Source organism: Aeromonas sp. QDB54, assembly GCF_027707385.1.
Lineage (GTDB): Bacteria > Pseudomonadota > Gammaproteobacteria > Enterobacterales > Aeromonadaceae > Aeromonas > Aeromonas hydrophila.
On the sequence record NZ_JAPCIT010000003.1, the window covers coordinates 1 to 24,929 of the forward strand.

At 62.5% G+C, this 24,929-nt stretch carries 22 protein-coding genes; 11 read left to right on the forward strand and 11 right to left on the reverse strand.

The window, feature by feature from the left end; genetic code table 11:
* Nucleotides 1–82 precede the first annotated feature (82 nt).
* From PG881_RS03490 to PG881_RS03500, 3 genes are all read left to right on the forward strand, one after another.
* On the forward strand, nt 83–1,081 hold the full coding sequence (locus tag PG881_RS03490) for a DUF4062 domain-containing protein (protein WP_270798048.1): 999 nt from the start codon (nt 83–85) through the stop codon (nt 1,079–1,081).
* 363 nt (nt 1,082–1,444) lie between these two features.
* Nucleotides 1,445–2,353, forward strand: coding sequence for a hypothetical protein (locus PG881_RS03495; protein WP_270798049.1), 909 nt, complete (start codon nt 1,445–1,447; stop codon nt 2,351–2,353).
* 108 nt (nt 2,354–2,461) lie between these two features.
* A complete protein-coding gene (locus PG881_RS03500) occupies nt 2,462–2,926 on the forward strand; it encodes a CesT family type III secretion system chaperone (protein ID WP_270798050.1) in 465 nt (154 codons plus the stop codon).
* Nucleotides 2,927–3,021: 95 nt separating this feature from the next.
* On the opposite strand, the gene PG881_RS03505 is transcribed toward PG881_RS03500, so the two are convergent.
* Together PG881_RS03505 and aguA are read right to left on the reverse strand one after the other, a co-directional pair.
* Nucleotides 3,022–4,725 carry an amidase gene (locus PG881_RS03505; RefSeq protein ID WP_270798051.1) on the reverse strand — a complete coding sequence of 568 codons (1,704 nt, stop codon included), beginning with the start codon at nt 4,723–4,725 and terminating at the stop codon, nt 3,022–3,024.
* A 125-nt stretch (nt 4,726–4,850) separates the two neighbouring features.
* Nucleotides 4,851–5,948 carry an agmatine deiminase gene (gene aguA / locus PG881_RS03510; protein ID WP_270798052.1) on the reverse strand — a complete coding sequence of 366 codons (1,098 nt, stop codon included), beginning with the start codon at nt 5,946–5,948 and terminating at the stop codon, nt 4,851–4,853.
* Nucleotides 5,949–6,101: 153 nt separating this feature from the next.
* Between aguA and PG881_RS03515 the strand changes: the two genes are divergently transcribed.
* Nucleotides 6,102–7,055, forward strand: a complete 954-nt coding sequence (locus tag PG881_RS03515; protein ID WP_270798271.1) for a LysR family transcriptional regulator — start codon at nt 6,102–6,104, stop codon at nt 7,053–7,055.
* A 135-nt stretch (nt 7,056–7,190) separates the two neighbouring features.
* Here PG881_RS03515 and PG881_RS03520 read toward each other — a convergent pair whose 3' ends face one another.
* Nucleotides 7,191–7,757, reverse strand: a complete 567-nt coding sequence (locus PG881_RS03520; protein WP_024944533.1) for a TetR/AcrR family transcriptional regulator — start codon at nt 7,755–7,757, stop codon at nt 7,191–7,193.
* Between the two features lie 188 nt (nt 7,758–7,945).
* Here PG881_RS03520 and PG881_RS03525 point away from each other — a divergent pair, with 188 nt between their 5' ends.
* Nucleotides 7,946–8,983 carry an alkene reductase gene (locus PG881_RS03525; protein WP_270798053.1) on the forward strand — a complete coding sequence of 346 codons (1,038 nt, stop codon included), beginning with the start codon at nt 7,946–7,948 and terminating at the stop codon, nt 8,981–8,983.
* 208 nt (nt 8,984–9,191) lie between these two features.
* On the forward strand, nt 9,192–10,130 hold the full coding sequence (locus PG881_RS03530) for a bifunctional helix-turn-helix transcriptional regulator/GNAT family N-acetyltransferase (protein ID WP_270798054.1): 939 nt from the start codon (nt 9,192–9,194) through the stop codon (nt 10,128–10,130).
* 59 nt (nt 10,131–10,189) lie between these two features.
* Here the strand turns inward: PG881_RS03530 and PG881_RS03535 are convergent, their stop codons facing one another.
* Nucleotides 10,190–10,648 (reverse strand): carboxymuconolactone decarboxylase family protein, encoded by a 459-nt coding sequence (locus PG881_RS03535; protein WP_011704690.1) that lies wholly within the window; start codon nt 10,646–10,648, stop codon nt 10,190–10,192.
* A 62-nt stretch (nt 10,649–10,710) separates the two neighbouring features.
* Here PG881_RS03535 and PG881_RS03540 point away from each other — a divergent pair, with 62 nt between their 5' ends.
* Nucleotides 10,711–11,205, forward strand: a complete 495-nt coding sequence (locus PG881_RS03540; RefSeq protein WP_102989460.1) for a MarR family winged helix-turn-helix transcriptional regulator — start codon at nt 10,711–10,713, stop codon at nt 11,203–11,205.
* Nucleotides 11,206–11,271: 66 nt separating this feature from the next.
* Here PG881_RS03540 and PG881_RS03545 read toward each other — a convergent pair whose 3' ends face one another.
* The 3 genes from PG881_RS03545 to PG881_RS03555 all read right to left on the reverse strand — a co-directional run bounded on the left by PG881_RS03545 (nt 11,272) and on the right by PG881_RS03555 (nt 15,485).
* Nucleotides 11,272–11,610, reverse strand: coding sequence for a nuclear transport factor 2 family protein (locus tag PG881_RS03545; RefSeq protein WP_039214220.1), 339 nt, complete (start codon nt 11,608–11,610; stop codon nt 11,272–11,274).
* A 168-nt stretch (nt 11,611–11,778) separates the two neighbouring features.
* The gene (prfC, locus tag PG881_RS03550; protein ID WP_085946238.1) at nt 11,779–13,368 is read right to left on the reverse strand and encodes a peptide chain release factor 3; all 1,590 of its coding nucleotides are present in this window, start codon (nt 13,366–13,368) and stop codon (nt 11,779–11,781) included.
* 254 nt (nt 13,369–13,622) lie between these two features.
* Entirely contained in the window at nt 13,623–15,485 is a 1,863-nt protein-coding gene (locus tag PG881_RS03555; RefSeq protein ID WP_333563419.1) for a diguanylate cyclase, read from the reverse strand.
* A gap of 223 nt (nt 15,486–15,708) precedes the next feature.
* Here PG881_RS03555 and PG881_RS03560 point away from each other — a divergent pair, with 223 nt between their 5' ends.
* Nucleotides 15,709–16,713: a sensor domain-containing diguanylate cyclase gene (locus PG881_RS03560; protein ID WP_270798056.1), complete on the forward strand. Its 1,005-nt coding sequence runs from the start codon at nt 15,709–15,711 to the stop codon at nt 16,711–16,713.
* Between the two features lie 9 nt (nt 16,714–16,722).
* On the opposite strand, the gene viaA is transcribed toward PG881_RS03560, so the two are convergent.
* The gene (gene viaA, locus PG881_RS03565) at nt 16,723–18,177 is read right to left on the reverse strand and encodes an ATPase RavA stimulator ViaA (protein ID WP_158198019.1); all 1,455 of its coding nucleotides are present in this window, start codon (nt 18,175–18,177) and stop codon (nt 16,723–16,725) included.
* A 52-nt stretch (nt 18,178–18,229) separates the two neighbouring features.
* Nucleotides 18,230–19,837, reverse strand: a complete 1,608-nt coding sequence (locus tag PG881_RS03570) for an ATPase RavA domain-containing protein (RefSeq protein ID WP_270798057.1) — start codon at nt 19,835–19,837, stop codon at nt 18,230–18,232.
* A 238-nt stretch (nt 19,838–20,075) separates the two neighbouring features.
* On the opposite strand from PG881_RS03570, the gene PG881_RS03575 reads away from it, so the two are divergent.
* Nucleotides 20,076–20,555 carry a DNA polymerase III subunit psi gene (locus PG881_RS03575; RefSeq protein WP_270798058.1) on the forward strand — a complete coding sequence of 160 codons (480 nt, stop codon included), beginning with the start codon at nt 20,076–20,078 and terminating at the stop codon, nt 20,553–20,555.
* 50 nt (nt 20,556–20,605) lie between these two features.
* Nucleotides 20,606–21,055 (forward strand): ribosomal protein S18-alanine N-acetyltransferase, encoded by a 450-nt coding sequence (gene rimI / locus PG881_RS03580; protein ID WP_011704681.1) that lies wholly within the window; start codon nt 20,606–20,608, stop codon nt 21,053–21,055.
* Nucleotides 21,056–21,092: 37 nt separating this feature from the next.
* On the opposite strand, the gene PG881_RS03585 is transcribed toward rimI, so the two are convergent.
* The gene (locus PG881_RS03585) at nt 21,093–21,638 is read right to left on the reverse strand and encodes a hypothetical protein (protein WP_103827797.1); all 546 of its coding nucleotides are present in this window, start codon (nt 21,636–21,638) and stop codon (nt 21,093–21,095) included.
* Nucleotides 21,639–21,824: 186 nt separating this feature from the next.
* Between PG881_RS03585 and PG881_RS03590 the strand changes: the two genes are divergently transcribed.
* Complete coding sequence (locus PG881_RS03590) at nt 21,825–23,615, forward strand: AMP-dependent synthetase/ligase (RefSeq protein WP_270798059.1); 1,791 nt, start codon at nt 21,825–21,827, stop codon at nt 23,613–23,615.
* A gap of 82 nt (nt 23,616–23,697) precedes the next feature.
* Here PG881_RS03590 and PG881_RS03595 read toward each other — a convergent pair whose 3' ends face one another.
* Nucleotides 23,698–24,912 (reverse strand): aldose 1-epimerase family protein, encoded by a 1,215-nt coding sequence (locus tag PG881_RS03595; protein ID WP_270798060.1) that lies wholly within the window; start codon nt 24,910–24,912, stop codon nt 23,698–23,700.
* Nucleotides 24,913–24,929 lie beyond the last annotated feature (17 nt).

Genomic DNA, 24,929 nt, shown 5'->3' on the forward strand with positions numbered 1-24,929 from the left:
TCATGATGAACCCTGTTCCATGGCTCCAGATGACAAACATGATCTCATATCAGGGACTTGTTCGCACCTTCCCTAGGTGATTATGAATAAACGTTATCAGGTCTTTGTTAGTTCAACTTTTGTTGATTTAAAAGATGAAAGACAAAAGGTACTCCAAACCCTTATGGAAATGGATTGTATACCTGCCGGGATGGAGTTATTCCCAGCTGCCGATGAGGAACAATGGGAGTTTATTAAAAAAGTCATTGATGACTGCGATTATTATTTGCTTATTATTGGAGGGAGATACGGTTCTATAGCAGACGATGGTATTAGTTACACAGAGAAAGAATTTGATTATGCCGTTAGCAAAAACATTAAAGTCATTGCGTTACTTCATAATGAACCAGACAGTTTACCAAGAGAAAAAACTGAGCTTGACCCAAATAATTACGATAAATTAATAAAATTTAAAAATAAAGTGCGTAACGGCCGCTTAGTTCGATTTTGGGAAAGTTCATCTCAACTTCCTGGTGAAGTGGCATTAAGCTTAAATAAAACAATAAAAATGTACCCCGCAATTGGCTGGGTACGAGCTAATGCATCAGCCTCCCCTGAACTTTTACTTGAACTAAATGATCTACGCAAACAGAATGAAGAACTCAAGAACTTAGCTTCAACCTCAAATTTATCAAGCCCCGTAATCTGTGTATCTGACCTAGCGGATTTTGATAGCAAGGTGACTCTTAATGGAACCTTTGTTTTAAATAAAATGAGCATGTATTTAGACACAGAACATTTATCATGGACAGCTGAAATCACTTGGTCAGATTTATATACTTTAGTTTCACCATTCATCTCTGACAAGCCTAGAGAAAGCAAGGTGAGTGAGTTTATCGCAGAGCATATAAGCTCCGTTGATAAAAATAGAAGTGGCCTTTCAGACTTGGTTTTAAACCAACAAGATCTATTCACAATAAGAATTCAATTATTAGCTTTAGGCTTAATAGATGTTGATACTAGCATTCCAGACAAAATAACGTGGTCGCTCACAGAACAAGGGGTGTTTAAAATGATTCAATCACGAATAATAAAAAAATAAAGCAGATTGGTTTTATAAAAATAAGTGTTACATAGCAGGGGACTCTATTGGATGGTTCCATGGAGATAAAAAACCACCTGTATTGCAGGTGGTTTTAGTTTCATCCTAACTGGACGAGATTTGCGTGTTTACCGACTGATCTTATCACCCCAACGGCAGCGTGCGCGGCGGCACCCAGTGCTTGCTGCCGGTGGACTCGAAGGCCGAGGCAAAGCGCAGCAGGTTGTTGTCACCATAGGCGCGACTGGCGCATGTCAGCCCCAAACTAAAATAGTGCAACCATGGCTAATAAACGCCGTTTTCACTGACAGGTATGATGCAGGCCTGATGTATCGCTTGTTAGTGAGATAAGGAACCAAGGTCATGGCTATTCATGGAGCTACCCCGGTGATGTTGAAGGCTATCGACAGCCTGCAGCTCGCCAACGTCAATCCCGGCAGCAATCAGAAGCTTGCCCTTCATCTGGGTGAAGGCAAGGATTACAGCATTCATATCGGCAAGAGTGGGGATGTCTCCGTACAGCGGGACCTGGCCCATTTAAGCACACTGGGTCGCATCAAAAATGCGGTGGTCGACTTCTTTAGCCGAGCCGCCACCAAGGGGGAGAGTGCGCTCACCACCCGGGCCACTCAAATTCAGTCCGAGGTGCAGCGGCAGCTGACTGAACTGGGCCAGATCAAGAAGCTTGTGCAGCAAGCCTTTAACCAGCCCATCAGCGAGTTCAAGAACGATGCCCAGTATCTGAAGCCGGGCAGCGATCCCAAGACCGCGACTCTGGCGGATGTGACCGACGCCAACAAGAATCGGCTGGGTCTTGAGACCATGAGCGATTCCTCCCGGGCATTTGCTATGGAGCACTTCTCCAGTTTTATCAACGGGAGAGATGCCATCTTCGGCCTGCTGAGTTCCCGTGCCATCGAGCAGACCAATACGCTGTTCACCTCGCTGAGTAACGATCCCAAGGCATTGCAAGAGGCATTGAAGGTGCAGAGCCAGGAGTCGGAGGTGTTCAACACCAAGGTCAATGCCGAGTTCAATCGCAGCTTCGGCCAGCTGTTTGAGCAAAGAGCCAGCGCCGAGCTGGATGCCCTGACTGCGGCAAACACACGCACCAACGAGACCTCACCGGCGATCGATGAAAATACTGGCTCATCGGACGGGGAGAACGCCCCCGCCAAGATGAAGAAAAGCGTGCGCTTTAACGACAATCCGGTGAGCGATGTCCGGGTGTTCGAACTGGAAGAGGGCCGAGCACTCAATATCAAGGTGTAGCCCTTGCCGGGATATGGATGACGACCCTGCCCGCTCGGTGGCAGGGCCATCTCTTTGTGATCTTGCCCTGCCCCTTCGAAGACGACCGGGCAACCGGACTGGAGTGTTGTGTTGGATATCTATCAGAAAATCGTGGCCGAGCTGTCGGTCGAACCGCTGGCCTTCGATGAAAACGGCGTCTGCACATTCGAGATCCAGCGAGCAGTAGAGGAGGCGACCGCCCCCTTTGTGGTCAATATCGTGGCTCAACCCGACGAGATGGCGCTGGTGCTCTCGGTGACCACGGCGAGCGATCTCCCAGAACGTCTATCCCGCGAGTTGTTCCTGCGTTTTGGCGAGCATGCCCTCTCCCCCTTGCGCCATGGCTACGGGGTCGGTATCTATCCCGGCACCGAGCGGGTATCATTTTTTTCCCAGATCGCGCTGGGGAACTATCGCCCGCAACAGATCAGGGAGAGCCTCGCCGATCTGCTGGAGAAGGCCCACGAGTGGGAGGACTGTTTGTCCCAAGAGGAGCAGACACCGCATATGAACAAGAGCGAGATGGGCACGGGCCAGAACATCCGGGTGTGATGGCCGGGGCCATAAAACTGGACGAAAAAAGAGGGAGGCATGATGCCTCCCTCTCTCTTTATCCCTGATACCTCGCGGACAGGGCACTAACGCAATCAGGCCAACGGCGGCGTGCGCGGTGGCACCTTGCGCTTGCTGCCGGTGGACTCGAAAGCCGAGGCAAAGCGCAGCAGCTTGTTGTCGTCATAGGCGCGACCGGCGAAGGTCAGCCCCACCGGCATACCGATATCGGCCATCACCCCCATGGGGACGGTGACGGTCGGCACGCCGAGGTGGCGAATGGCGAGGTTGCCGTTGGCAACCCAGATGCCGTTGCTCCAGGCGATATCGGCGGAAGCCGGATTCACATCCGCATCAGCCGGGGCGACGTCGGCGACGGTCGGGAACAGCACGGCATCGAGCTTGAGCCCGTCCATCCAGTCCTCCAAGTCCAGCTTGCGGGTCTTTTCCAGACCGCGCAGGCCGTCCGGCACTGTGGGGATCTCGTCAAAGCGCTTGATGCCGCGCTTTGCCATATTGACGTACTCGTCCATGCCCGCCGCCAGATCGCCCTCGCGATTCGGCAGGGTGCCCGGGTCGTGGGGGAAGATCTTCGGCCCATCGACATCGGCCAATTGCTTAAGCTTGGGATCGCCGTTGGCGCGCAGGAAGTCATCGAACGCCCAGCCGGAGAGCTCCCACAGCTCGTCGTTGAGAAACTCCGGGCTCACGATGCCGCGATTGAACACGGTCGGCGCGCCGGGTCGGTCCCCTTCGCAGTTGGAGACCAGCGGGAAGTCCACTTCGATGACTTCGGCGCCAGCGGCTTCCAGCGCCTTGCGCGCATCTTCCCAGAGGGCGATCACGGTCTCGCGGGTATGGATGCGCTGACCGGTCGGGCCACCGATGCCGGGGTTTTCGCTGGTGCCGGCCAGTTCATCCTTGTTGATAAACATACGTGGCACGCCGAGGCGCTTGCCCTTGAGGGCATCGGGCTTGGCAGCCAGATCCAGATAGGAAGCCGGACGCACCTCGGAGGCCTTGGGCAGCTGCACCCAGGGCTGCATGCGCCACAGATCGCCACGGGTATCGGCATCGTCGGCGACCACTACATCGAGCACTTCCAGCAGATCATTCATGGTGCGGGCGTAGGGCACCACCACATCCATGGTCGGAGTCAGCGGCCAGTTGCCACGCACCGAGATGACACCACGGGACGGGGTGTAGGCACACAGGCCGTTGTTGGAAGCCGGGCCACGGCCGCTCGACCAGGTCTCTTCCGCCAGACCAAAGGCGGAGAAGCTGGCGGCGGTGGCAGTACCGGCGCCGTTGGAGGAGCCGGAGGCAAACGGCGCGGTCAGGTAGTCGGCGTTGTAGGGGCTCTCGGCACGGCCATAGACGCCGCGCTGCATGCCGCCATTGGCCATCGGCGGCATATTGGTTTTGCCAAGGCAGATGGCACCGGCGGCGCGCAGGCGCTCAACGGTAAAGGCATCGCGCTGGGCCACCAGATCCTTGAAGGCCGGGCTGCCGGAGGCGGCAGTCAGCCCCTTGACCAGATAGCTGTCTTTGGCGGTGTAGGGGATGCCGTCGAGCGGCCCCAAAGTTTCACCACGGGCGCGGCGGGCATCGGAAGCCTCGGCCTCTTTCAGCGCATCGGGATTGGCGACCACCACGGCATTGAGTTTGGTGGCAGTCTCGGGGCCGTTGTAGGCCTCGATCCGGGCCAGATAGGCCTTGACCAGTTCGACCGCTGTGGTGCGGCCTGATTCGAGCGCGGCACGCAGCTCGGCAATGGAAACCTCGGTCACTTCGATCATGGGGATCTCCTGTAAAAGGGTGACTGTTTGTCATGATGATCGCCGCATCAGCGCCTGCGACCATCACGTCATCAAGAGAGAAAACCCCACTGAGTGGGGTTTTGAATACTCACCGGAACCGGTTCTTATTTGCCGGAGGGGATCTGCTGGGTAATGCAGTGGATATTGCCACCGCCCAGCAGGATCTCGCGGGCCGGTACGCCGACGACTGTGTGATCCGGGAAGATCTCTTCCAGAATGCGCTGGGCTTCGCCGTCGGTGGCGGCATCCAGCAGCGGGTAGACGATGCGATCGTTGGTAATGAGGAAGTTCACATAGGAGCCGGCCAGACGACCTTCTGCTTCACGCGGCACACCGGTACCGCTCTCGACACCGGCAGACTCTTCCTGGGTGCAGTAGAGCGGGCCCGGCTGGGGCAGCTTCCACACTTTCAGCTTGCGACCCTTGGCATCGACCGCCGCTTCCAGCACCTTGAGGGCGGCCAGGGAGCGGGCGTATTGGGGATCGTTCTGGTCGTCAGTCCAGTGCAGAGCCACTTCACCCGGACGCACGAAGCAGCACATGTTGTCGATGTGGCCGTCGGTCTCGTCCATGTAGACGCCTTCGTTCAGCCAGATAAAGCTCTTCACACCCAGATAGTCGCACAAGTGAGCTTCGATCTGCTCTTTGCTCAGGTGCGGGTTGCGGTTTTCGTTGAGCAGGCACTCGGCGGTGGTCAGGCAGGTGCCTTCGCCGTCGACGTGGATGGAGCCCCCTTCCAGAATGAGCGGCGCGTCGTAACGGGCCATGCCGTGCTGTGCCAGCATCTGGGCCGCCACTTGCTCGTCTTGATCCCAGGGGTAGTAGAGACCGCCCTTGTGACCGCCCCAGGCGTTGAAGCCCCAATCCACCCCACGGCACTCGCCGGCCGCGTTGGTGACTATGGTGGGGCCGCTGTCGCGGGCCCAGCAGTCATCGCTGTTCATCTCGACCAGGGTGACATGGCTGGGCATGATGGCGCGAGCCTGCTCCATAAACTGGGCCGGTACCCCCATAAAGACCGGGGTGGCTTGCCCAATGGCATCCGCCACCTTGGCGAAGGTGGCTTGCGCGAAGCGACCGGCCTCACGCCAGTTGTCCGGGCGAAACGGCCAGATCATCCAGACGGCCTGCTGGTGTGCCCACTCGGCGGGCATGGTGAAGCCGTCAGCGGCCGGCGTGGTGTTCATGGTCTTGATGCTCATCGCAAGGCTCCTTGCATGGATTGAGACCCCGCAGGCGTGAAAACGCGGCGCGGGGATCCTGGAAAAATAACAGTGGTCGCAGTGTAAGAAGTTGCGCTCACATCCATCAAATGAATAGGATGGATTGTCCCATAAGCCTGGCAAATAATCTTGATGAAACTGCACCAGCTCGACCTCAACCTGCTGCTCGCCTTTGACGCCCTGATGGCGCAGGGCAGCGTCACCCGCGCCGCCGAAACCCTCTTTATCAGCCAGCCCGCCATGAGCCATGCGCTCAATCGTCTGCGCACCTTCTTTGGCGATCCGCTCTTGGTGCGCACCCCGCAGGGAATGCTGCCAACCCCGCGCGCCCAGCGGCTGCATCTGGGGGTGCAGCAGGCGCTGCGGCTGCTAGAGCAGCAACTCAGCGATGAGGAGGTGTTCGAACCGAGCCAGTCGAAGCGCCGCTTCGTGCTCTGCACCACGGATTACGTGGAGTGCGTGCTGATCCCGCCGCTTATCCAGCGCCTCAAACGGCTGGCGCCCGGAGTCACCATCGAGATCCGCATCTTGCGCGACACCTTGCCCGAAGCCGAGCTGGCGAGCGGCGAGATAGATCTCGTGCTGGGCTTTGACGAATACATGCAGGTGCCGGGGTATCTCGGCAAGGAGACCTGGCTCACCGAGCCGCTGGCCGGGCTGGTGCGCGCCGATCTGCCGATGGCCGCTCCGGCGATCGCAGAGAGTGGGGATGAGCCAGCGCTGCCGGCCGAGCGCATCAGCTTGTCACAACTGATCGAGATGCCCCATGTGTTCCACTCACCGCTCGGTACCTCGGAGGCGAGCCTCGACCGCTATCTGAAGACGCTGGGGTTCAGTCGCACCATCTCGGTCAACAGCCAGAGCTATATGTCCGCCGCCGCCATCGTCAGCCAGAGCGATCACCTGCTGGTGCTGCCCAGCATGGTGGCCGAGCTGCTCGCCAGCCACTGGCCGCTGAAAAGCCTGCCACTGCCCGAAGATGTGCCGGATTATCACCTCAACTGTGTCTGGCATCCGGTGCATGCGCAGCAACCAGCGTTGATCTGGTTGAAGGCGCTGATGAAGGAGTTGGTTAATCCGGAGTAACCCGGCAACGTGTGCCCCCTCATCCCCAACCCTTCTCCCGCAAGGGGAGAAGGGAGCAAACAATCAGGCTGCGAGTGACATCCCCAGAAACAACCATGGCTCCCGCGGGAGCCATGGTTGTTTCTGAGCGGCGCATTACGCCCGCAGGGCCGTCATCAACTGGGTGACCACGCCGCCCAGCAGGGCGGGATCGGGGCGGCACTGGGCGAAAGTGACCAGGCCCTGGATGTTGATGAGTAAAAAGGCGGTCAGGGTCGGGATGTCGCGCCCGGCCGCCAGCTCGCCGCGCTCGAGGGCCAGGCTCAGCACCGCCGCCAGATCCGCATCCAGCTCGCCATAGATGGCCTTGAGTTTCAGGTGCAGCTCTTCGTCCTGCTCCGCCAGCTCCATCAGGGTGCGGGTCACCAGACAGGTGCCGCAGAGGGCGTCGTTCACCACCTGCTCGAGGTAGGCCTGCACCCCAGCCAGCGGGCTCGCGGCGGCGAAGAAGCTGCGCCGCAGGGCGCTCTTCTCCTGCACATAGTGATCGACCGCCGCCAGCAGCAGGCCGCGCTTGTTGCCAAACGCCGCGTAGAGGCTGCCCGGATGCAACCCGGTCGCCGCCACCAGCTCCTGCATGGTGGTCTTGGCGTAACCCTTGGCCCGAAATGCCTCCATGGCATTTCGCAAGACGTCGTCCCGGTTGAACTCGGCGCTGCGCATGGTTTCTCCGTTGAAAAAGCGGATTCACCGGCCAGGGGCCGGCGAGGGGAAATAAGAGGGCGGCAAGTTTACCCCAGCGGGCCGGCAACACCAACCCATGTTGAATGCTCGTTCAAAAAAGACTTGCACACAAAACAAAAAACGTCTTGAATGCACGTTCAAGAATCACTCCCTCAGGACAGACGATCATGAATACCCTGTTTCAGCCCTACCGCCTCAACGACACCCTCACCCTCGCCAACCGTTTCATGATGGCTCCCCTCACCCGCTGCATGGCAGGCCCGGGCCTGGTGCCCACCGAGCAGATGGCCGCCTATTACGCGCGCCGCGCCGACATCGGCCTCATCATCTCCGAAGCCACCATCATCCGGCCGGACGGGCAGGGCTACCCCAATACCCCGGGAATCTACAGCGCCGAGCAGATCGCCGGCTGGAAGAAAGTGACAGGCGCCGTGCATGCCAACGGCGGCAAGATCTTCGCCCAGCTGTGGCACGTGGGTCGTCTCTCCCACCCCTTCTTCCACCACGCCGAAGTGCTGGCCCCCTCCGCCGTCGCCCATGAGGGCACTGTGCCCCGCATGCGCGAGCTGGTCTATCAGGTGCCGCGCGCCCTGACCGAGAGCGAAATCGCCCAGCTGGTCGAGGATTACGCCCAGGCTGCCGCCAACGCCATCGAAGCGGGCTTTGACGGGGTGGAGATCCACGGTGCCAACGGCTACCTCATCGATCAGTTCCTGCACCATGCCAGCAACCTGCGCACCGACAACTACGGCGGCAGCCCCGAGAACATGAGCCGCTTCGCGCTGGAGGTGGTGGATGCCATCGATGCCCGCATCGGTGCGGATCGGGTGGGCCTGCGCCTCTCCCCCGGTGCCTACGTGCACCTTGAAGGGGATCCGCGGGATCGCGCCGTGTTCGACCACCTGCTGGCCGAGCTGAATCAGCGCAACCTGGCCTATGTGCATCTGGGCATCTTCGATGACAGCCTCACCTTCGACTACCTGGACGGCCGCGCCTCCGATTACCTGCGCGCCCGCTACGACGGCCATCTGGTGGGGGTGGGCAACTACAGCGCCGAGACCGCCGCCGAGGCCATCAAGGCCGACCGCTTCGACCTCGTCGCCATCGGTCGCCCGCTCATCGCCAACCCGGACTACCTCGCCAAAGTGAAGCAGGGCGACGCCCTGGTGCCCTATGCCGACACCATGCTGGCCGAGCTGGTCTAACGCTCGCCGGCACCTTGCCTGACCAAGGATGGGATCTGCGCCCTCGCGCGGGTTTCCAATGTTTGGGCCCCCCCTCCCGGGCCCTTTTTTATATCCGCTTGTCATTCCTGCCGGTTTCGTGATCCTTCGCTGACTCAATAAAAAAGTTGCTAGTAACAACTAGTTGGCTATATTGGTTGTTGATGACAACCAAATAGGAAGCCCTGATATGGATCCCCGCCCCCTGCGCGCCCTGTCGCGCGATCTGGTTCGCGAACTCGGCATGCTCTCCCAGCAGTGCGGCGAACTGGCGCTCAGCCCGCTCGAAGCCCATCTGCTGATCGAGCTGGAGAGCGGCCCCGCCACCAACCAGCAACTGGCCGAACGGCTGCGCATCGACAAGTCCAACGCCAGCCGCCCGCTGGCCCGCCTGGCCGAGCGCGAGCTCATCAGCTGGCACCCCCATCCGTCCGATGGTCGCAGCAAGGAGGCGCGCCTCACCATCGCCGGCCAGGCCCAGCTGCTGGATCTGCATCAGGAGATGGACAGCGCAATGGAGGAGACCCTGGCCCAGCTCACCCTCGCCGAGCGCGAGCAGCTGTGGACCGGCCTGCGCCTCTATCGCAGCGCCCTCTCCCGTGCCCGCCGCCAGCAGGGCTACCGCATTCGCCCGATCCGGTCGGCCGACAACGGCCAGATTGCCGCCGTGATCCGCGCCGTCTCCGCCGAATACGGCCTCACCGCCGACAAGGGCTACGGGGTGGCCGACCCCAATCTGGATCGGCTGCATGAGACCTATCAGGGCGCGCAGAGCCGCTACTGGGTGATCGAGGGACCGGACGGCACCATTCTCGGCGGAGGCGGCATAGCGCCGCTGGCGGGGGAAGAGGGGCAAGTCTGCGAGCTGCAGAAGATGTACTTCATGCCCTCCCTGCGCGGGCTGGGACTGGGACGCCGGCTGGTGCTGCAGGCGCTGGACGAGGCGCGCGCACTCGGGTATCAGCGCTGCTACCTGGAAACCACCGCAGTGCTGCGCGAGGCCACCGCGCTCTACGAATCCCTGGGCTTCGAACACCTGCCGGGCCCGCTCGGCAGCACCGGGCACGATGCCTGCGAGATCTGCATGGTGCTGGCGCTTGGCGCCGACGATGGCCAGCGACCGGCCTGAGTGATCAACTCAGGATGAAAAAGGGCGGCACCAATGCCGCCCTTTTGTTTGCCTGCCGCTCAAAGCTGGGCGGCAGGCGGCACGAAACGCAGCGCCACCCCGAGCCGATTCCAGCTGTTAATGGTGGCCACCGTCACCGACAGCTGCACTATCTGTGCCTCGCTGAAGTGCTCGCGCAGCTCGCCGTAGAGCGCGTCGGGCACGCCATCCGGCGGCAGCCGGGTCAGGCTCTCGGTCCAGGCCAGGGCCGCCCGCTCCGGGGCGCTGAACACGGTGGCATCGCGCCAGGCCGCCAGCTGATCCAGCTTGGCCTGCCCCACCCCGCTGCGACGGGCGATGTTCAGGTGATACTGCAGGCAGAAGCTGCAACCGTTGAGCTGGGAGGCGCGCAGCTTCACCAGCTCGCTCAGGCTCTTGTCGAGGCCGGCCTCGTCCACCGCCTTGCCGGCGGCGATCAGGGCGTCGTGAGCCGCCGGCAGCAGCTGGCGAAAGTCGGGGTAATCGATGCGGGTGCTCATTCTGGTGTTCTCCTTGGGCATGATTTAATATCAGGGCACGAACAACATATCAGCACCCTGACATGATAAACAAGCCCCTCTTGAGTACAGAGCTGCCCATCCCCCTGCCCGCCCCCGGTGAGGGCAAGCGCGGCGAAGCGGGTCACCTCGGCTATCTGCTGCGCCAGGCCGCGGCCGCCCAGCGCCTGCGCATGGAGCGGGCGCTGGCGGACCTGCCCATCACGGCGCCCCAGTTTGCCCTGCTCACCATGCTGGATGCCTACCCCGGCAGCTCCAACGCCGAGCTCGCCCGCCTCACCCTGCTCACTCCCCAGACGGTGAGCCCCATGGTGACCAGCCTGGAGCGCAGCGGCCTGCTGGCTCGCACCCCTCACCTCCAGCATGGCCGCATCCAGCAGCTCAGTCTGAGCCCGGCGGGCGCCACGCTGCTGGCCGAGGCCAAGGCCAGGGTCGCCCGGCTGGAGCAGGAGCTGGCCGCCCCGCTGGCCGAGGAGGAGTTGCGGCTGGTCAAACGCTGGCTGGCGAACCTCGCCAGCGGCATGGAGGGCGAGGCCTGACGCCAGCCGGTGTTAGCGGGCGGTGTTTGCAGTCAGGCCAAGGCAGACAGGGGCGCTGGGCGCCTTTCAGGTGGGGAAGTAGAACCAGGCCGTCTTGATCAGGCCCGCCTCCACTTCGAAGACGGCCATGCTCTCCAACGGCTCGGGGGAGAGGCCATAGATCAACTCGTGATCAAACACCTTGTTGCCGATGACGGTTCTCGACAGCAGCTCGGCCCTGAGCAGCGGGTTATTGAATCTGTGCTCGGCATAGAAGGCTCTGAGCGCCCCCTTGCCCACAGTGCTCGGGCTCTCCGTCGGCATCCGGTATCCCTTGAACGCCTCGCAGAAGCAGGCCAGGAAAGCCTCGAGATCGTGGGCGTTGTAAGCGTTAAATTGTGCCTCGACGGGCAGTTCGACCGACATGCATCACTCCCTGAATCATGTAACAGCCTCCTTTATAGGGGGCATTGCCCCCCTTGTCGACGGGTGATGGCAGCTCTGCCCCCATCTGCGCCTTGATCGTCATGCAAAAAAAGACCCCGCCTGGGCGGGGTCTTTTTTTATCTTGTCTGCCTAGCGGGCAAGCGCTTGTCAGTGCTCGCGGGTCTGGCGGAACTGGACGTCAGGGTGACGCTCCTGGGCCAGGCGCAGGTTGACCATGGTCGGCGCGATGTAGGTGAGGTTGTCACCGCCATCAAGGGCCAGGTTGACCTCGTTCTTGCGCTTGAACTCCTCGAACTTCTTGACGTCTGTCCCTTCCACCCAGCGGGCGGTGGAGACGTTGACCGCCTCGTACAGCGCCTCGACGTTGTATTCGCTCTTGAGGCGCGATACCACCACGTCAAACTGCAGCACACCGACCGCACCCACGATCAGATCGTTGCTGATGAGCGGACGGAACACCTGCACCGCGCCCTCTTCGGAGAGCTGGACCAGCCCCTTGAGCAGCTGCTTCTGCTTGAGCGGGTCGCGCAGGCGAATACGGCGGAACAGTTCCGGTGCGAAGTTCGGGATGCCGGTGAACTTGAGATCCTCACCCTGGGTGAAGGTGTCACCGATCTGGATGGTGCCGTGGTTGTGCAGACCTATGATGTCACCGGCGAAGGCGTCTTCCGCCTGCTCACGGTCACCGGCCATGAAGGTCACGGCGTCGGAGATGTTCACGTCCTTGCCGATACGCACGTGGCGCATCTTCATGCCCTTGGAGTAGGTGCCTGACACGATGCGCATAAAGGCGATGCGGTCGCGGTGTTTCGGGTCCATGTTCGCCTGGATCTTGAACACGAAGCCGGAGAACTTCTCCTCGGTGGCCGCCACTTCGCGGCTCTCGGCCTTGCGCGGCATGGGCGACGGTGCCCAGTCGGTCAGGCCGTCCAGCATGTGGTCGACACCGAAGTTGCCCAGTGCAGTACCGAAGAAGACCGGGGTCATCTCGCCGGCGATGAAGGCATCGTGATCGAACTCGGGGGAGGCGCCCTGCACCAGCTCCAGCTCGCCGCGCAGCTGAGCCGCCAGATCTTCACCGATGGCGGCATCCAGCTCGGGGTTGTTCAACCCCTTGACCACCCGCTTCTCCTGGATGGTGTGGCCCTGACCGCTCTGATAGAGGTAGGTCTCGTCCTTGTAGAGGTGGTAGACACCCTTGAAGGATTTGCCACAGCCGATGGGCCAGGTGATGGGGGCGCACATGATGTTGAGCTCGCGCTCCACCTCGTCCATGACCTCCATCGGATCGCGCACTTCGCGGTCCAGCTTGTTCATGAAGGTGAGGATGGGTGTGTCGCGCAGCCGGGTCACTTCCATCAGCTTGCGGGTCCGGTCTTCAACACCCTTGGCGGCGTCGATGACCATCAGGCAGCAGTCGACCGCGGTCAGGGTACGGTAGGTATCTTCGGAGAAGTCCTCGTGACCCGGGGTGTCGAGCAGGTTGACCAGACAATCGGCATAGGGGAACTGCATCACCGAGGTAGTGATGGAGATACCACGCTGTTTCTCCATCTCCATCCAGTCGGATTTGGCGTGCTGGCCCGAGCCACGGCCCTTGACGGTACCGGCACGCTGAATGGCCTGTCCGAACAGCAGGACTTTTTCGGTGATGGTGGTTTTACCCGCATCCGGGTGCGAGATGATCGCAAAAGTGCGTCTCTTGGAGACTTCACTCAGAAATTCAGCTGACATAATTCAACGTTCTTCTATTGGGCGGCGGCCTTAAGCCACCGTGGGATAATTCCGGAGTGCCGCATTGACTCACGGTCCGGCATGGATACGCAACGAGCCACACCAAGCTGGCATCAGACCAACCGGTGGAGAGAGGAAGAGGGTTGCGTTACATGGGTCTTCTCACCTGAGCCAAAGCAAAATTGCGCGACATTATACCCGCGCGAGTGAAAAATACCCAGCCCGGCTTTGCAGTCGAGCAGGGGAGCCTGCGCCCCCTACTCGGCCCGCATCACCTGATTGCGGCCCGCCTGCTTGGCCCGGTACATGGCCTCGTCGGCCCGCTGCACCAGATCGCCGAAGCTCTCGTCGAGGGGGCTGTACTGGGCACAGCCGATGCTGACGTGCACCGGCTGCCCCTCCGGCATCCCGTCGATGCGCAGCTGGGCGACCCGATGGCGGATCCGCTCCGCCACCTCGACCGCTTCGTCGAGGCAGGTGTCGGGCAGCAGCACCAGAAACTCCTCGCCACCGTTGCGCCCCACCCGATCGAGGGAGCGCAGCTGGGCGGCGACGCAGCTGGCCACCTCGGCCAGCACCTTGTCCCCCATGTGGTGGCCCAGGGTGTCGTTGACCTGCTTGAAGTGATCGATGTCGAGCAGCAGCACCGACAAGGTCCGGCCATGCTCTCGCGCCTGCTTGAACCAGGCCTGCCCCTTGGCCTGGATCTGGCGGCGGTTGTGCAGCCCGGTCAGATCGTCGGTCATGGCGAGCCGGCGCATCTTGCGGGAGCGGTTGAATTGATGCAGCGCCAGCATGCCCATCACCAGCAGCAACAGAATGACCACAGCGTACTGCCAGTGGCGCCGCTCCTGCAGCTGCTTGAGCTTGGCCTCCTGCAGCAGCTGCTTGGTCTTGAGGGCCTGGTTCTCCAGCTCCTTGCGGGCCAGATCGAACTCGAAGCGCATCTGCAACGAACGCTGCTCCCTGAGCACCCGCTCCAGAGAGTGTTTGGTCTCGACGTACTTTTTGAGGCTGGCCAGTGCCCCGTTGATCTGCCCCTGCTGCTCCAGGATCCGGGCCCGCACCTCGTAGACCCGCGCCAGGAAGCGCTGGTTCTTCTCCTTGACGAAGATGGGTTCAGCCTGGGCCAGGTAGTAGAGCGCCTTGGTCGGGTTGCTCTGCGCCGCTTCCGCCATCCCCATCACCAGTTGCCAGTGGCCCAGGGTCACGCTGTCGGAGCTCTCGCCACCGCGCAGGATGGCATCCGCCTGCTGCAGCTTGCTCACCGCCTCGGCCACCTTGTTCTGGTTGAGCAGGATGGTGGCGATCTCGATCTGGATCCAGGCCAGCTGTCCCTCTTTCTGCTGGGAGCGGTAGAGCTGCTCGGCCTGGATCATCAGCGGCAGAGCCCGTTCATACTCCCCCATCTCGGCATAGAGCAGCCCCTGCTGGGAGCGGATGTCCACCAGCCGCTCCTGATCCCCCAGGGTGCCGTAGTCGTGCTCCAGCTCCTTGAAGTAGCCATCGGCCCGCTCGTAGAGCCCCATCCGCCGGTAGGCGTTGGCGATCTGGGCCAGCACCTCACGCGCCTTGCCGTCCTGCCCCAGCGACTCGAAGCGCTTGTGCGCCTCGATAAGCTCCATCAGTCCCTCCGCCAGCTCCCCCTGGTAGGCGTACATGTCGCCGCGAAAGCTGAGGATGTCGGCCTCCTGCAGCCGATCGCCGAGCCGGCGGGCCAGCACCAGCGCCTGCTGGTAGTCGGCCTTGGCCTGGTCCATGTTGCCGAGCAGCTGCTGGTGAAAACCACGACAGGTGAGCAGGCCGGTCTCGGTGATCCTGTCCTTGCGGGCCCGGGCGATGGCCAGCTGCTGATCGGCAAAGGCCACCACGGCGCGATACTCGCTGTCCCACTCGGCGGGCATGGCCCAGCACTGCAGGCGCACGATGCGCCCCTGCACGTCGAGGGGATACTCATCCTTGCTTGCCACCAGCGCGGCGATGCGCAGCCGGAATATGCGGTCGGGCTGGAAGCCCTCTTCCAGCAGTTGCAGCTCGCGGGAGAGCTGGGGTTCGGTCAGCGGCGCCCGGGCCGCCCAGGCGAGGGGCGTGCACAATCCCGTCAGCAGGATCAGGGTCATGATGCGTTTCATGCCGGTTCGGTTTCCCCTCTGGTGGTGCAGCTAGGCAGGTGTGTTCACTATGACCATCATATCCTGCCTTGTTCAAGCACACAGCCATCTGGGAGAAAGAGAGAAAAACAGCCAGATCTGGCGGGCTCTCACACTGACTCCTTGTGCCTCTTTACAGATGGAAAATCAGCATCGACTATAAGCGCCATCCACTACAGGGAAGCGCGGGTTGATGACATACCAGGAGCTGCAGGCGGCCTACGACAAGCTGCTGCAGGAGAACGAACGGCTCAAGCGGGTTGCCGAGGATGCGCGGGAGAAGCTGGAAGCCGCCATGGACGGCACCGGCCTGTGCATCTGGCAGAACCATGTGCCCACCGGCAAGCTCATCATCTTCAACCGCCGCTGGGGCGCCATGCTCGGCTACCAGCCCAAGGAGCTGTCGGCCCACTTCGACGTCTGGCGCGAGCACCTGCACCCGGAAGACAGGGAACGGGTGCTGCAGGCCTTCTTCGATCACCTGAGCGGCAAGAGCCCGTTTTATCAGGTGATGCACCGGATGATCGCCAAGGATGGCAAGACCACCTGGGTGCTGGACCGGGGCCGGGTGGTGGAGCGGGATGCACAGGGCAATCCCATCCGGGTGATGGGCACCCACATCGACATCACCCACGAGAAGGAGTACGAGCAGCAGCTGGCCCAGCTCGCCCACCGGGATCCCCTCACCGGCCTGCTCAACCGCACCGCGCTGCAGCGCCAGTTCCCGCAGGAGTACCAGGCGATCTGCTTCATCGATCTCGACGACTTCAAGCAGGTCAATGACAACCTGGGTCATCGCGCCGGCGACGAGCTGCTGATCGCCCTCACCCGCCGCCTGCGCGACTGCTGCGAGGAGGGGGTGAAGATAGGCCGGCTCGGCGGCGACGAATTCGTGCTGCTGCTGCCCTGGAGCTGCGACGATCCCCGTACCAGCCACCTGGCCCGCCAGTGCATCAACGCCATCTCCACCCCGTTCGAGCTGCCCAACGGCGACGCCTCGGTGGGATTGAGCATGGGGATTGCGGCGATCCGGCCGCAGGATGATTTCAGCACGGCGCTGGCCCGCGCCGACCAGGCCATGTATCGGGTCAAGCGCAGCGGCAAGCGGGGCTTTTACGTCTCCCAGCCGAGCGGCCAGCCGCTGCTGGATCAGGAGCAGGTCAACGAACGGGGACTCGGCCACCAGCCTCGCTGCTGACGGCCTGGCTCAGCTGCGCTGCCAGCGCCGCAGCAGGCGCCCGCGCAGGCCGCAATCGAGCAGCCAGCTGTTGTCGAACACCCGCAGCAGCGCCGGTTTGGCATGGCGGGACATGGCCACCGCGTGAAAGCGGGTCTGCTGCTTGCGCTGGCGGTTCATCCGATCCAGCAGGCTGTGGGGCAGGCTCTGGGCGATGAAGTCGGAGACCACCAGCACGTCCGCCTTGGCAAAGGCGGGGTCATCCAGCTTGATCAGGGCCTTCTCGAGGCAGGGGACCAGATCGGTGCCGCCGTGAAAACTCATGGAGAGGAAGCGCTCCGCCTTGTCGAGCCCGGTGTCGGCGGTGATCTCAAGGGTCGCCACCTCGGTGGAGAAGAGCATCAGGTAGCAGCCCCGCTTCTCGTCCATCGCCACCTTGAGCAGCGCCAGAAACAGCGCCTTGGCGCACTCCTCCGGGTATCCCCCCATGGAGCCCGAGGTGTCGATGCAGACGATGAAGGGCCCCCGCTGCTGCAGCTGCCGCCCGCCGAGTTCCGGGGTGCGCAGCATGATGCGCTGGCGCGGCAGGGTGCCGCGCGACTGGTAGCTGAGCAGTCGCCGCTCCAGATAGCGGCGGTAGAACTCCAGCTCCAGCTCCGGCAGCGCCAGCATCACCGCCTCGCTCGGCAACAGTCGCATCAGATCGCTGGCCGGATGAATGCCCACCAGATCATCCGGCACATCGTCGGTCTGCACCTCCTCCAGCTCGTGCACCTGCACCGGCGGCACCGGCGAATCGTTGGCCCGGTTGTCCTGCTGGCTGCGCCCCAGCAGGTTGGCGATCTCCGCCAGCAGCGGCTCGCGCTGCAACATGCGGGCGTACTGCTTGACCAGCACCAGGCTGCGCTTGTGCCAGCTGCCCTGCGCCAGATCCCACAGCCCGCCGGCGGAGATCTGGTTGGGATCGAGCGCATCGGCCAGGGTACGGCTCGCCAGCAGCTGATCTTCGATCTCCTGGCGCTGCTTCTCCCGCTCCGCCTCGGCGATCTGCTGCTGCAACTGCAGCAGGCTGCCCACCAGGCTGGTGCGCCACTTCTCGATCAGCAGCTGGCGCTGGCTGTCGGTGGGGTGAGCCATCAGCTGGCGCACCAGGCTGCGCGCCTCGCCGGCGAAGGGACTGTACTGCTCCAGCCCGTCCAGCAGGGCCGGCAATCGCCCCATCAGCTCGGCCAGCGGCAACCCCTTGTGGGCCTGATAGAGGCGATACTCCTGCTCCAGCGCCACCGGCACCGGCTTGTGGCGCATCTCCTCCCCCAGCTGTTCGCTCCAGCGCCGGATGCGCTTTTGCAACAATTTGCCCTGCAGCGGGGAGCGCTTGATGAACTCGGAGATCTTGGGGGTGGAGGCCAACAGCAGCGCCATCTCGCCCGCCAGCTCCCCCTCGCCGATGAGCAGCCCCAGATCCATCATGCCGATCTCAAGCATGGCGACCTCCGCCGACCAGGCTCACCACAGTCCCTTTCGCGCTCGCCATGGCTCAGGCGTCCAGCTGTGGCAGCCGGTCGTGCCAGTGGCTGAGGTCGGCGCGCAGCTGGTCCAGATCCCGGTTCAGCACGAAGAAGCTGTCCTCCACCTGCTGCAGCCAGTGGCGACCGATGAAGAGGTGCTGCTGATGACGCTCGAACAGGTTGCGCTGGCGCTTGAGCTCCTGCACCAGCACGCCGGCCTCTGCCAGCAGATCGGTCAGGGCGGCCTGCCAGGGGGCGATCACCACCTCGGGGATGGGGTTGCGCTCCACCAGCACCAGGGGGATCTGCTGGCGCTGCAAGTCCAGCACGTGCAGGCGCAGCTCGTCGTCCAGCACCAGCTCGTAGTGGCCCTCCTTGGGGTTGCCGAGCGGCCAGCCCACCAGCGCCTCGCCGGTGGGATGCCAGTGGGAGAGCAGGGTGCGGTCGAACACCAGCGTCTCCACCAGCCGCTCCGGATCATCGCCATCCAGCGCCGCCGGGGTGAGCAGGTGGAAATGCGCCAGTTTGCCGAACGGGCGGGCGTTGGCCAGCGGGATCTGGATGCCGCGGGCGCGGCGCCCGAACCACTGCTGGCGCTTTCTGGCCTTGCAGCACAGGCGCTGGGCCACGCTCTGTTTGAGCTGCTTGAACTGCTCCCGCAGCCCCATCAGCTGACGAGTCATGGCCAGCTGCTGATAGCCGTAGAGACGGGAGAACTCGGTCATCATCTCCAGCAGGGCGGTGCGCGAGGCCTCGTCATGCCAGAGGCAATCCTTGAACAGCAGCAGATCGAGCGGGGCCACCTCGTCGCGGCCGTTGAAAAAGGCGCTCGCCTTGATGAGCCTCACCGCCTTCTTCCAGCGCCGATCCGACACATAGCAGCTGTGGGCCAGCTGGCTGTCGAGCTGCTGACGCAGCTGATAGATGAGCTCGAAGCAGTCGTCCGGCAGCCGGATCCGGTCGATCTGCTCCTGCCACTCCAGGTACTCCTCGCCGTGGATCTGCACCGAGGGCGGCAGATTCTGGTGGGATTGGCCGTCGCTGGCCAGCATGGCCTGGAAGTTGGCCTTCTCCTGCACCCGGTCCATCCAGATCCGCACCAGCATGCGGTCGTAGAGCGCTTCCAGCCCGCTGTCGGGGGCCGGCAGCTCGTTGGAGGCGGTCACCAGCAGCCGCATGGGGATGGGGTGCTGGCTGTCGCCGTTGCGAAACTGCCGCTCGTTGATGGCGGTGAGCAGGGTGTTGAGGATGGCGGGGCCCGCCTTCCAGATCTCGTCGAGGAACACCACCTCGGCCTCCGGCAGGTAGCCGGCGGTGAGTCGCAGATACTTGCCATCCTCCTTCAGCGCCTGGATGGAGAGGGGGCCGAACACCTCCTCCGGCGTGCTGAAACGGGTCATCAGGTATTCGAAGTGGCGGGCATCGAAGAAAGCCAGCTTGAGGCGCCGCGCGATCAGGCTCTTGGCGATGCCGGGCGGGCCCAGCAGAAACACGCTCTCGCCGCACAGCGCTGCCAGCAAACCGAGCCGCAGGGCATCCTGACGCTCGTAGAGCCCCTCGCCGAGGGCCGACAGCAGGCGTGGCAGCCGTTCGTGAATGGGGGCGAGACGAAGATTCTGTGATGCTAAAGGTGGCATAGGCACACTTCCGATACTGGGGTTGTCTGGAACCGGCACACCCGCGACGCGATCGAAGGTTCCCTGTCCTGCTTGTTGGATTGTCGGGAGGCCACCTGTGGCTCGCTCTGGCCGGTTGCCGAGCGCCGGGCCGCCTCACCTGGCTAAAACATACCGCAAAAGATGCAGCAAAACGCGTTCGAGTGTACCCTGCGCAGAGCTTTTTTCATCAATGCAGATCAAGACTGAGTCATCGTCCATGCAAGATCCAGTGCAGCTGACCACGGCGCGGGAGCCCGCCCCCGCGCAACCTGACCAGGCATCCGGTCGCCTGCGGCAACACCTGCTGGCCCGGATGGGCATCCCGAGCTGGCAACTGCGCCGGCCGGCCCTGCTGGCCGGCCATCAGGTTGCGCCCGCGCTGGCCAATGAGATCCCGGCAAGTGAGCAGGAGACAGCCCCCACCTCGGCTGTGCCAAGCGAGCCGCCAAGCGGCAAGCTCTGGATCCTGGCGAGCCGGCTGCCCGCCCCCGGCCTGCTGGCGGATCTCTGCCAGCTGCTCGGCATCGGCAGCGACGAGGTCAGCCTGCTGAGCAGCCTGCCCGTTGGCCACACCCCGCCCCTGCTCTGGCTGGAAGCAGCCGATCCCGCCTGGCCAGAGGCCCTGATCTGCCCGCTCGCGCCCAGCCCGGCCCAGAAACGGGCGCTGTGGCAGCAGCTCAAGGGGCACCTCGGCTGAACGCCGTGCCCCACCCTCTCTTCGTTCAGCCGCCCCGACCCGGAGCCACCATGGTGCAATTTCGTCCCCTGCTCGAGACCGACTTCGAGCTCATCTACCCCATCGAACAGGCTGCCCACAAGGAGCCCTGGAGTCAGGCCAATCTGCTCTCCTGCTTCGGGCCGCGCTACCTCAACGGCCTGCTGCTGGTCGACGGCCAGCCGGCCGGTTTCTACATCTCGGATCTGGTGGCGGGTGACAGCTCGCTGATGAACATCTGCGTGCACCCCGACTTTCAGGGCAAGGGGTTGGGGCGGGCGCTGCTCAGGGAGTACCTCACCCGTAGCAAGGCCAACAAGGCCGAGGCCTGGTTCCTCGAGGTGCGGGCCGGCAACAGCACCGCCATCAGCCTCTACGAGAGCGAAGGGTTTGCCGAGTACTGCCGGCGTGCCGACTACTACGGCACCGGCCAGGATCGGGAAGATGCCGTGCTGATGTCCCGCCTGTTCGACTTCGGCTAAACCGCCGCGCTACATCTGCGGCACTACATCTGCAGCACTACAGCAGCGGCGCGTTGTCGAGGGCCGGATCCTGCAGGCTCTGAGTGGTGTGCAGCACCGCCTCGAACCCGGCGGCGGAGAGCGGCATGAAGAAGCCGCGCTGCCAGGTCACCCCGGGCATCCAGATCTGCTGGATATCCACCACTATCTTGATGGGCTTGAGCGGCTCGCCCGGCTGCTGCACATAGATGCCGGGCGGGGTCGCCACCTGCGGGAAGCGGCGCAGAATGTGCTCGCTGCCATCCCCCGCATCCGGGTTGAGGCGCACCTTGACCAGCCGGGCCAACACCGGCGCCATCTCCTCTGATTGCCACAGGCTGGTATCCAGCAGCTTGCAGCGCCGGCATTTGGCGCGCTCGATCACGTAGAGCAGCGGATAACCCTTGTGTAGGGCCAGCTGCTGCGCCTGCGCGTAGCCCTCGGCGCCGCTCAGCCAGGGGTTGTCCTCCTCGCTCCCCGTGCCTCCCAGCGTAAACCAGAGCCCGCCGGCCCCCGCCAATAACAGCAATACCCCGGTCACCACCCCCTTGATGCCGACACTCATTGTTCACCCTCCCTGAATGGCTCCGCATGTCAGTCCCCATCATGCCTCAAGCTCACCCTAATTGACGACTTTGTGATCCAAGACAAATGGCGAACACTTGTAAGCTGTAATCTTAGAGTTTAAACTCCAGCGCGATTTTTCAGTGCCCCTTAGGGCGTACAACTGTTACTTGAGGATGTCTGACTGATGCCGAAACACCACCTGGTTCGACTGATGCGGGAGCGTATCGCCCGGCTTGGCAACAAGGCCGCCCTGCGCGTACAACAGGATGGCCAGTGGCGTGCCATCGGCTGGCGTACTCTGGGACAGGCCATGGACTACTGTGCCCAGGCGCTGATCCGCGCCGGCCACCAGCCCACCGAGATGGTCGGCATCTATGCCCGCAACATGCCGGAGTGGACCCAGGCCGATCTCGGCATCCTGGCCGCCCGCGGCGTCAGCGTCCCCATCTACCCCACCAGCACGCTCGATCAGCTGCGCTACATCGTCAAAGATGCCGGCATCAAGGTGTTGTTCGTCGGCGAACAGCCTCAGTTCGATCAGGCGCTGCAACTGATTGAAAGCGGCGAGATCCGCCAGCTGGTCGCCCTCGACGGCAGCGTCAACCTGCGCGGCTGCCCGCAGGCAAGCCACTTCCAGACGTTTCTGGTCTCCGGCAACCACCAACCCAGCGAGCAGGTGCTGCGCGAGCGCGAGAGCCAGTACCGGATGGACGACCTGCTGACCCTGATCTACACCTCGGGCACCACGGGTGAACCCAAGGGGGTCATGCTCGATTTCGCCAACATCGCTGCCTGCTTCGAGATGCACAACAGCCGTCTCGATCTGAACGAGCAGGATGTGTCGCTCTGCATGCTGCCGCTCAGCCACGTGTTCGAGCGGGCCTGGAGCTACTACGTGCTCTATTGTGGCGCCGAGAACGTCTACATCCGCGATCCGCAGAAGGTGATGGATGTCATCGGCAAGGTGCAACCGACCGTGATGTGCGCCGTACCGCGCCTCTACGAGAAGGCCTACGCCATGATCCAGGCCAGGGTGGCCCAGGCCCCGCGCCTGCGCCAGGCCCTGTTCGGCTGGGCCACCAAAGTGGGCAAGCAGATGGTCGCCACCCGCCAGGCGGGCAAGACCGCCTCCCCCCTGCTCTACGGCCAGCTCTGGCTCGCCGAGCGACTGGTGTTTCGCAAGCTGCGCGCCCGTTTTGGCGGCCGTACCCGCTTCTTGCCGGTGGCCGGCGCCCGCCTCGCCGACGAGGTGAACTTCTTCTTCCAGGCCATGGGGCTCAATCTCAAGTACGGCTACGGCATGACCGAGACCACCGCCACCGTCTGCTGCTACGAAGACAGCCAGTTCAAGCTGGGCTCCATCGGCACGGCGCTATGCGGCATCGAGGTGAAGCTGGGTGAGAACAACGAACTGCTGGTGCGCTCCCCCACCGTGATGCGCGGCTACTACAACAAGCCGGATGCCACTGCCGAGGTGATGACCGAGGATGGTTTCCTGCGTACCGGCGATGCTGGCGAACTCGACAGCGAAGGCAACATCTACTTCACCGAGCGCCTCAAGGAGCTGATGAAGACCTCCAACGGCAAGTACGTGGCCCCGCAACTGGTGGAAGGCACCATCGGCAAGGATCGCTTCATCGAGCAGATCGCCATCGTCGCCGATGCCCGCCACTTCGTGTCTGCGCTGATCGTGCCCTGTTTCGAGTCGCTGGAAGAGTACGCCCGCTCCATCAACCTGCAGTACCAGTGCAAGACCGAGTTGCTGCGCCACTCCAAGGTGGTGGAGTTCTTCGAGGCGCGCATTCAGGATCTGCAAAAAGAGCTGGCCAAGTTCGAGCAGGTGAAGAAGTTCACCCTGCTGCCGAGCGCCTTCTCCATGGAGCTGGGGGAGCTGACCCCCACCATGAAGCTGCGTCGCAAGATCATCGAGTCCAAGTACCAGAGCGAGATCGAGGCCATGTATAACCATGTCTGAGTACAACCACGTCTAAGACCGCTCGGGTTCAGGGAAATAAAAAAGCCGCTTCAAGAGCGGCTTTTTGCTGTTTGTCCGTTGCTTACGGCAGCTTGACCAGCGGCTGGTCACGCAGTTCGGTGGGACGACCGGCCTGGATCTGTTCCACTCTGGCCAGAGCCTGCTTCACCTCGTCGGCATTCTGCAGCAGGCGGTAGGTCAGATCGAAGGTCTTGGTCTCCCCCGGCTGAATTTTGGGGACCAACCCCAGCGGGCGCTGGTACTTGGTGCTGTAGGCATAACTGGTGCCGGGTTCGATGCCGGTCACATAGCCCTGAGCCCGGGTGTCGGTGTTCTTCCACAGGGTCAGCACCGGCAACTGCCTGGTGTTGTAACCCACCGCCACCCCGGCGCTGCCTGCCCGGTTGTTCAGCACCGCCAGGGTGTTGCCCTCGGCGTCGCTGTAGGGCACCAGGTTGAACACCATCTCGTCGAAACCCTTGGTCGGCCCCAGATAGGTTTGCCAGCTCTTCAGCCCCCCCTTGGCGTAGTCGTTGAACGGGGAGATTTGCTTCACCGGGGTGCTGACTCGCGCGCCCTCCTCCAGAATGGGAGCCCCGAAGTTGCCGTGGTAGATGATCTGGTACTCGTTCTCGTAGTCGGCGTGATTGGTCAGCTTGTCCTGCAGGGCAAACTCCGCCTGACCCGGCACCACGCTGAGCTGGGTCCAGGTGACCAGCTCGCTCATCTTGAAGGTGCGCTCATCCACCCGGCCCAGCACGTGAATGGCGTAGGGTGGCTCCTCGTCTATGGTCACGCTGACCACGGAGGCCGGAATGTTCTGCACCCGGCCATGCAGACTCTTGAGGCGGCCGTCGTCATCCACTCCCGGGTGACCGGTCCACTCGTAGCCACAGCGCACCAGCATCTCGTTGAAGCCATCGAGCCAGCCGAGCCCGGCGCGGCTCTCCAGATCGATGAAGGCCGGATTGACCACCTCCTTGACCGGCGAATCCCAGCCGAGACGCAGATCGGCGGCTCTGACCTCCTTGATCCCCATGCCGCGGGTCGGGATCAGGGTTATCTTCATCACCCCGTTGTCGACAATCAGCAGGTCCACCCCCTCCTGACGCCCGCCATGCAGCCGTTTCTTCTCGATGCTGAACGGTGCCGGACTCTTGATCCCCAGCTTGTCGCTGGTGATCTTCCAGTCCCCCACATCCAGCCCCTGCTGGGAATCGGTCAGCAGGAATTCGGCAGCCTGGCTCGAGCTGGCGCCCAGCGCGAACAGTACGGCAATGGAAAGTCTCTTCAACATGGATTTATCCTCGTGTC

What these genes read in the sequence shown, in the direction of transcription:
- PG881_RS03490 (WP_270798048.1), top strand. Translation starts at nt 83, where the DNA reads ATGAATAAACGTTATCAGGTCTTTGTTAGTTCAACTTTTGTTGATTTA.
- PG881_RS03495 (WP_270798049.1), top strand. Translation starts at nt 1,445, where the DNA reads ATGGCTATTCATGGAGCTACCCCGGTGATGTTGAAGGCTATCGACAGC.
- PG881_RS03505 (WP_270798051.1), bottom strand. Translation starts at nt 4,725, where the DNA reads ATGATCGAAGTGACCGAGGTTTCCATTGCCGAGCTGCGTGCCGCGCTC.
- aguA (WP_270798052.1), bottom strand. Translation starts at nt 5,948, where the DNA reads ATGAGCATCAAGACCATGAACACCACGCCGGCCGCTGACGGCTTCACC.
- PG881_RS03515 (WP_270798271.1), top strand. Translation starts at nt 6,102, where the DNA reads ATGAAACTGCACCAGCTCGACCTCAACCTGCTGCTCGCCTTTGACGCC.
- PG881_RS03520 (WP_024944533.1), bottom strand. Translation starts at nt 7,757, where the DNA reads ATGCGCAGCGCCGAGTTCAACCGGGACGACGTCTTGCGAAATGCCATG.
- PG881_RS03525 (WP_270798053.1), top strand. Translation starts at nt 7,946, where the DNA reads ATGAATACCCTGTTTCAGCCCTACCGCCTCAACGACACCCTCACCCTC.
- PG881_RS03530 (WP_270798054.1), top strand. Translation starts at nt 9,192, where the DNA reads ATGGATCCCCGCCCCCTGCGCGCCCTGTCGCGCGATCTGGTTCGCGAA.
- PG881_RS03535 (WP_011704690.1), bottom strand. Translation starts at nt 10,648, where the DNA reads ATGAGCACCCGCATCGATTACCCCGACTTTCGCCAGCTGCTGCCGGCG.
- PG881_RS03540 (WP_102989460.1), top strand. Translation starts at nt 10,711, where the DNA reads ATGATAAACAAGCCCCTCTTGAGTACAGAGCTGCCCATCCCCCTGCCC.
- PG881_RS03545 (WP_039214220.1), bottom strand. Translation starts at nt 11,610, where the DNA reads ATGTCGGTCGAACTGCCCGTCGAGGCACAATTTAACGCTTACAACGCC.
- PG881_RS03555 (WP_333563419.1), bottom strand. Translation starts at nt 15,485, where the DNA reads ATGACCCTGATCCTGCTGACGGGATTGTGCACGCCCCTCGCCTGGGCG.
- PG881_RS03560 (WP_270798056.1), top strand. Translation starts at nt 15,709, where the DNA reads ATGACATACCAGGAGCTGCAGGCGGCCTACGACAAGCTGCTGCAGGAG.
- viaA (WP_158198019.1), bottom strand. Translation starts at nt 18,177, where the DNA reads ATGCTTGAGATCGGCATGATGGATCTGGGGCTGCTCATCGGCGAGGGG.
- PG881_RS03570 (WP_270798057.1), bottom strand. Translation starts at nt 19,837, where the DNA reads ATGCCACCTTTAGCATCACAGAATCTTCGTCTCGCCCCCATTCACGAA.
- PG881_RS03575 (WP_270798058.1), top strand. Translation starts at nt 20,076, where the DNA reads ATGCAAGATCCAGTGCAGCTGACCACGGCGCGGGAGCCCGCCCCCGCG.
- rimI (WP_011704681.1), top strand. Translation starts at nt 20,606, where the DNA reads ATGGTGCAATTTCGTCCCCTGCTCGAGACCGACTTCGAGCTCATCTAC.
- PG881_RS03585 (WP_103827797.1), bottom strand. Translation starts at nt 21,638, where the DNA reads ATGAGTGTCGGCATCAAGGGGGTGGTGACCGGGGTATTGCTGTTATTG.
- PG881_RS03590 (WP_270798059.1), top strand. Translation starts at nt 21,825, where the DNA reads ATGCCGAAACACCACCTGGTTCGACTGATGCGGGAGCGTATCGCCCGG.
- PG881_RS03595 (WP_270798060.1), bottom strand. Translation starts at nt 24,912, where the DNA reads ATGTTGAAGAGACTTTCCATTGCCGTACTGTTCGCGCTGGGCGCCAGC.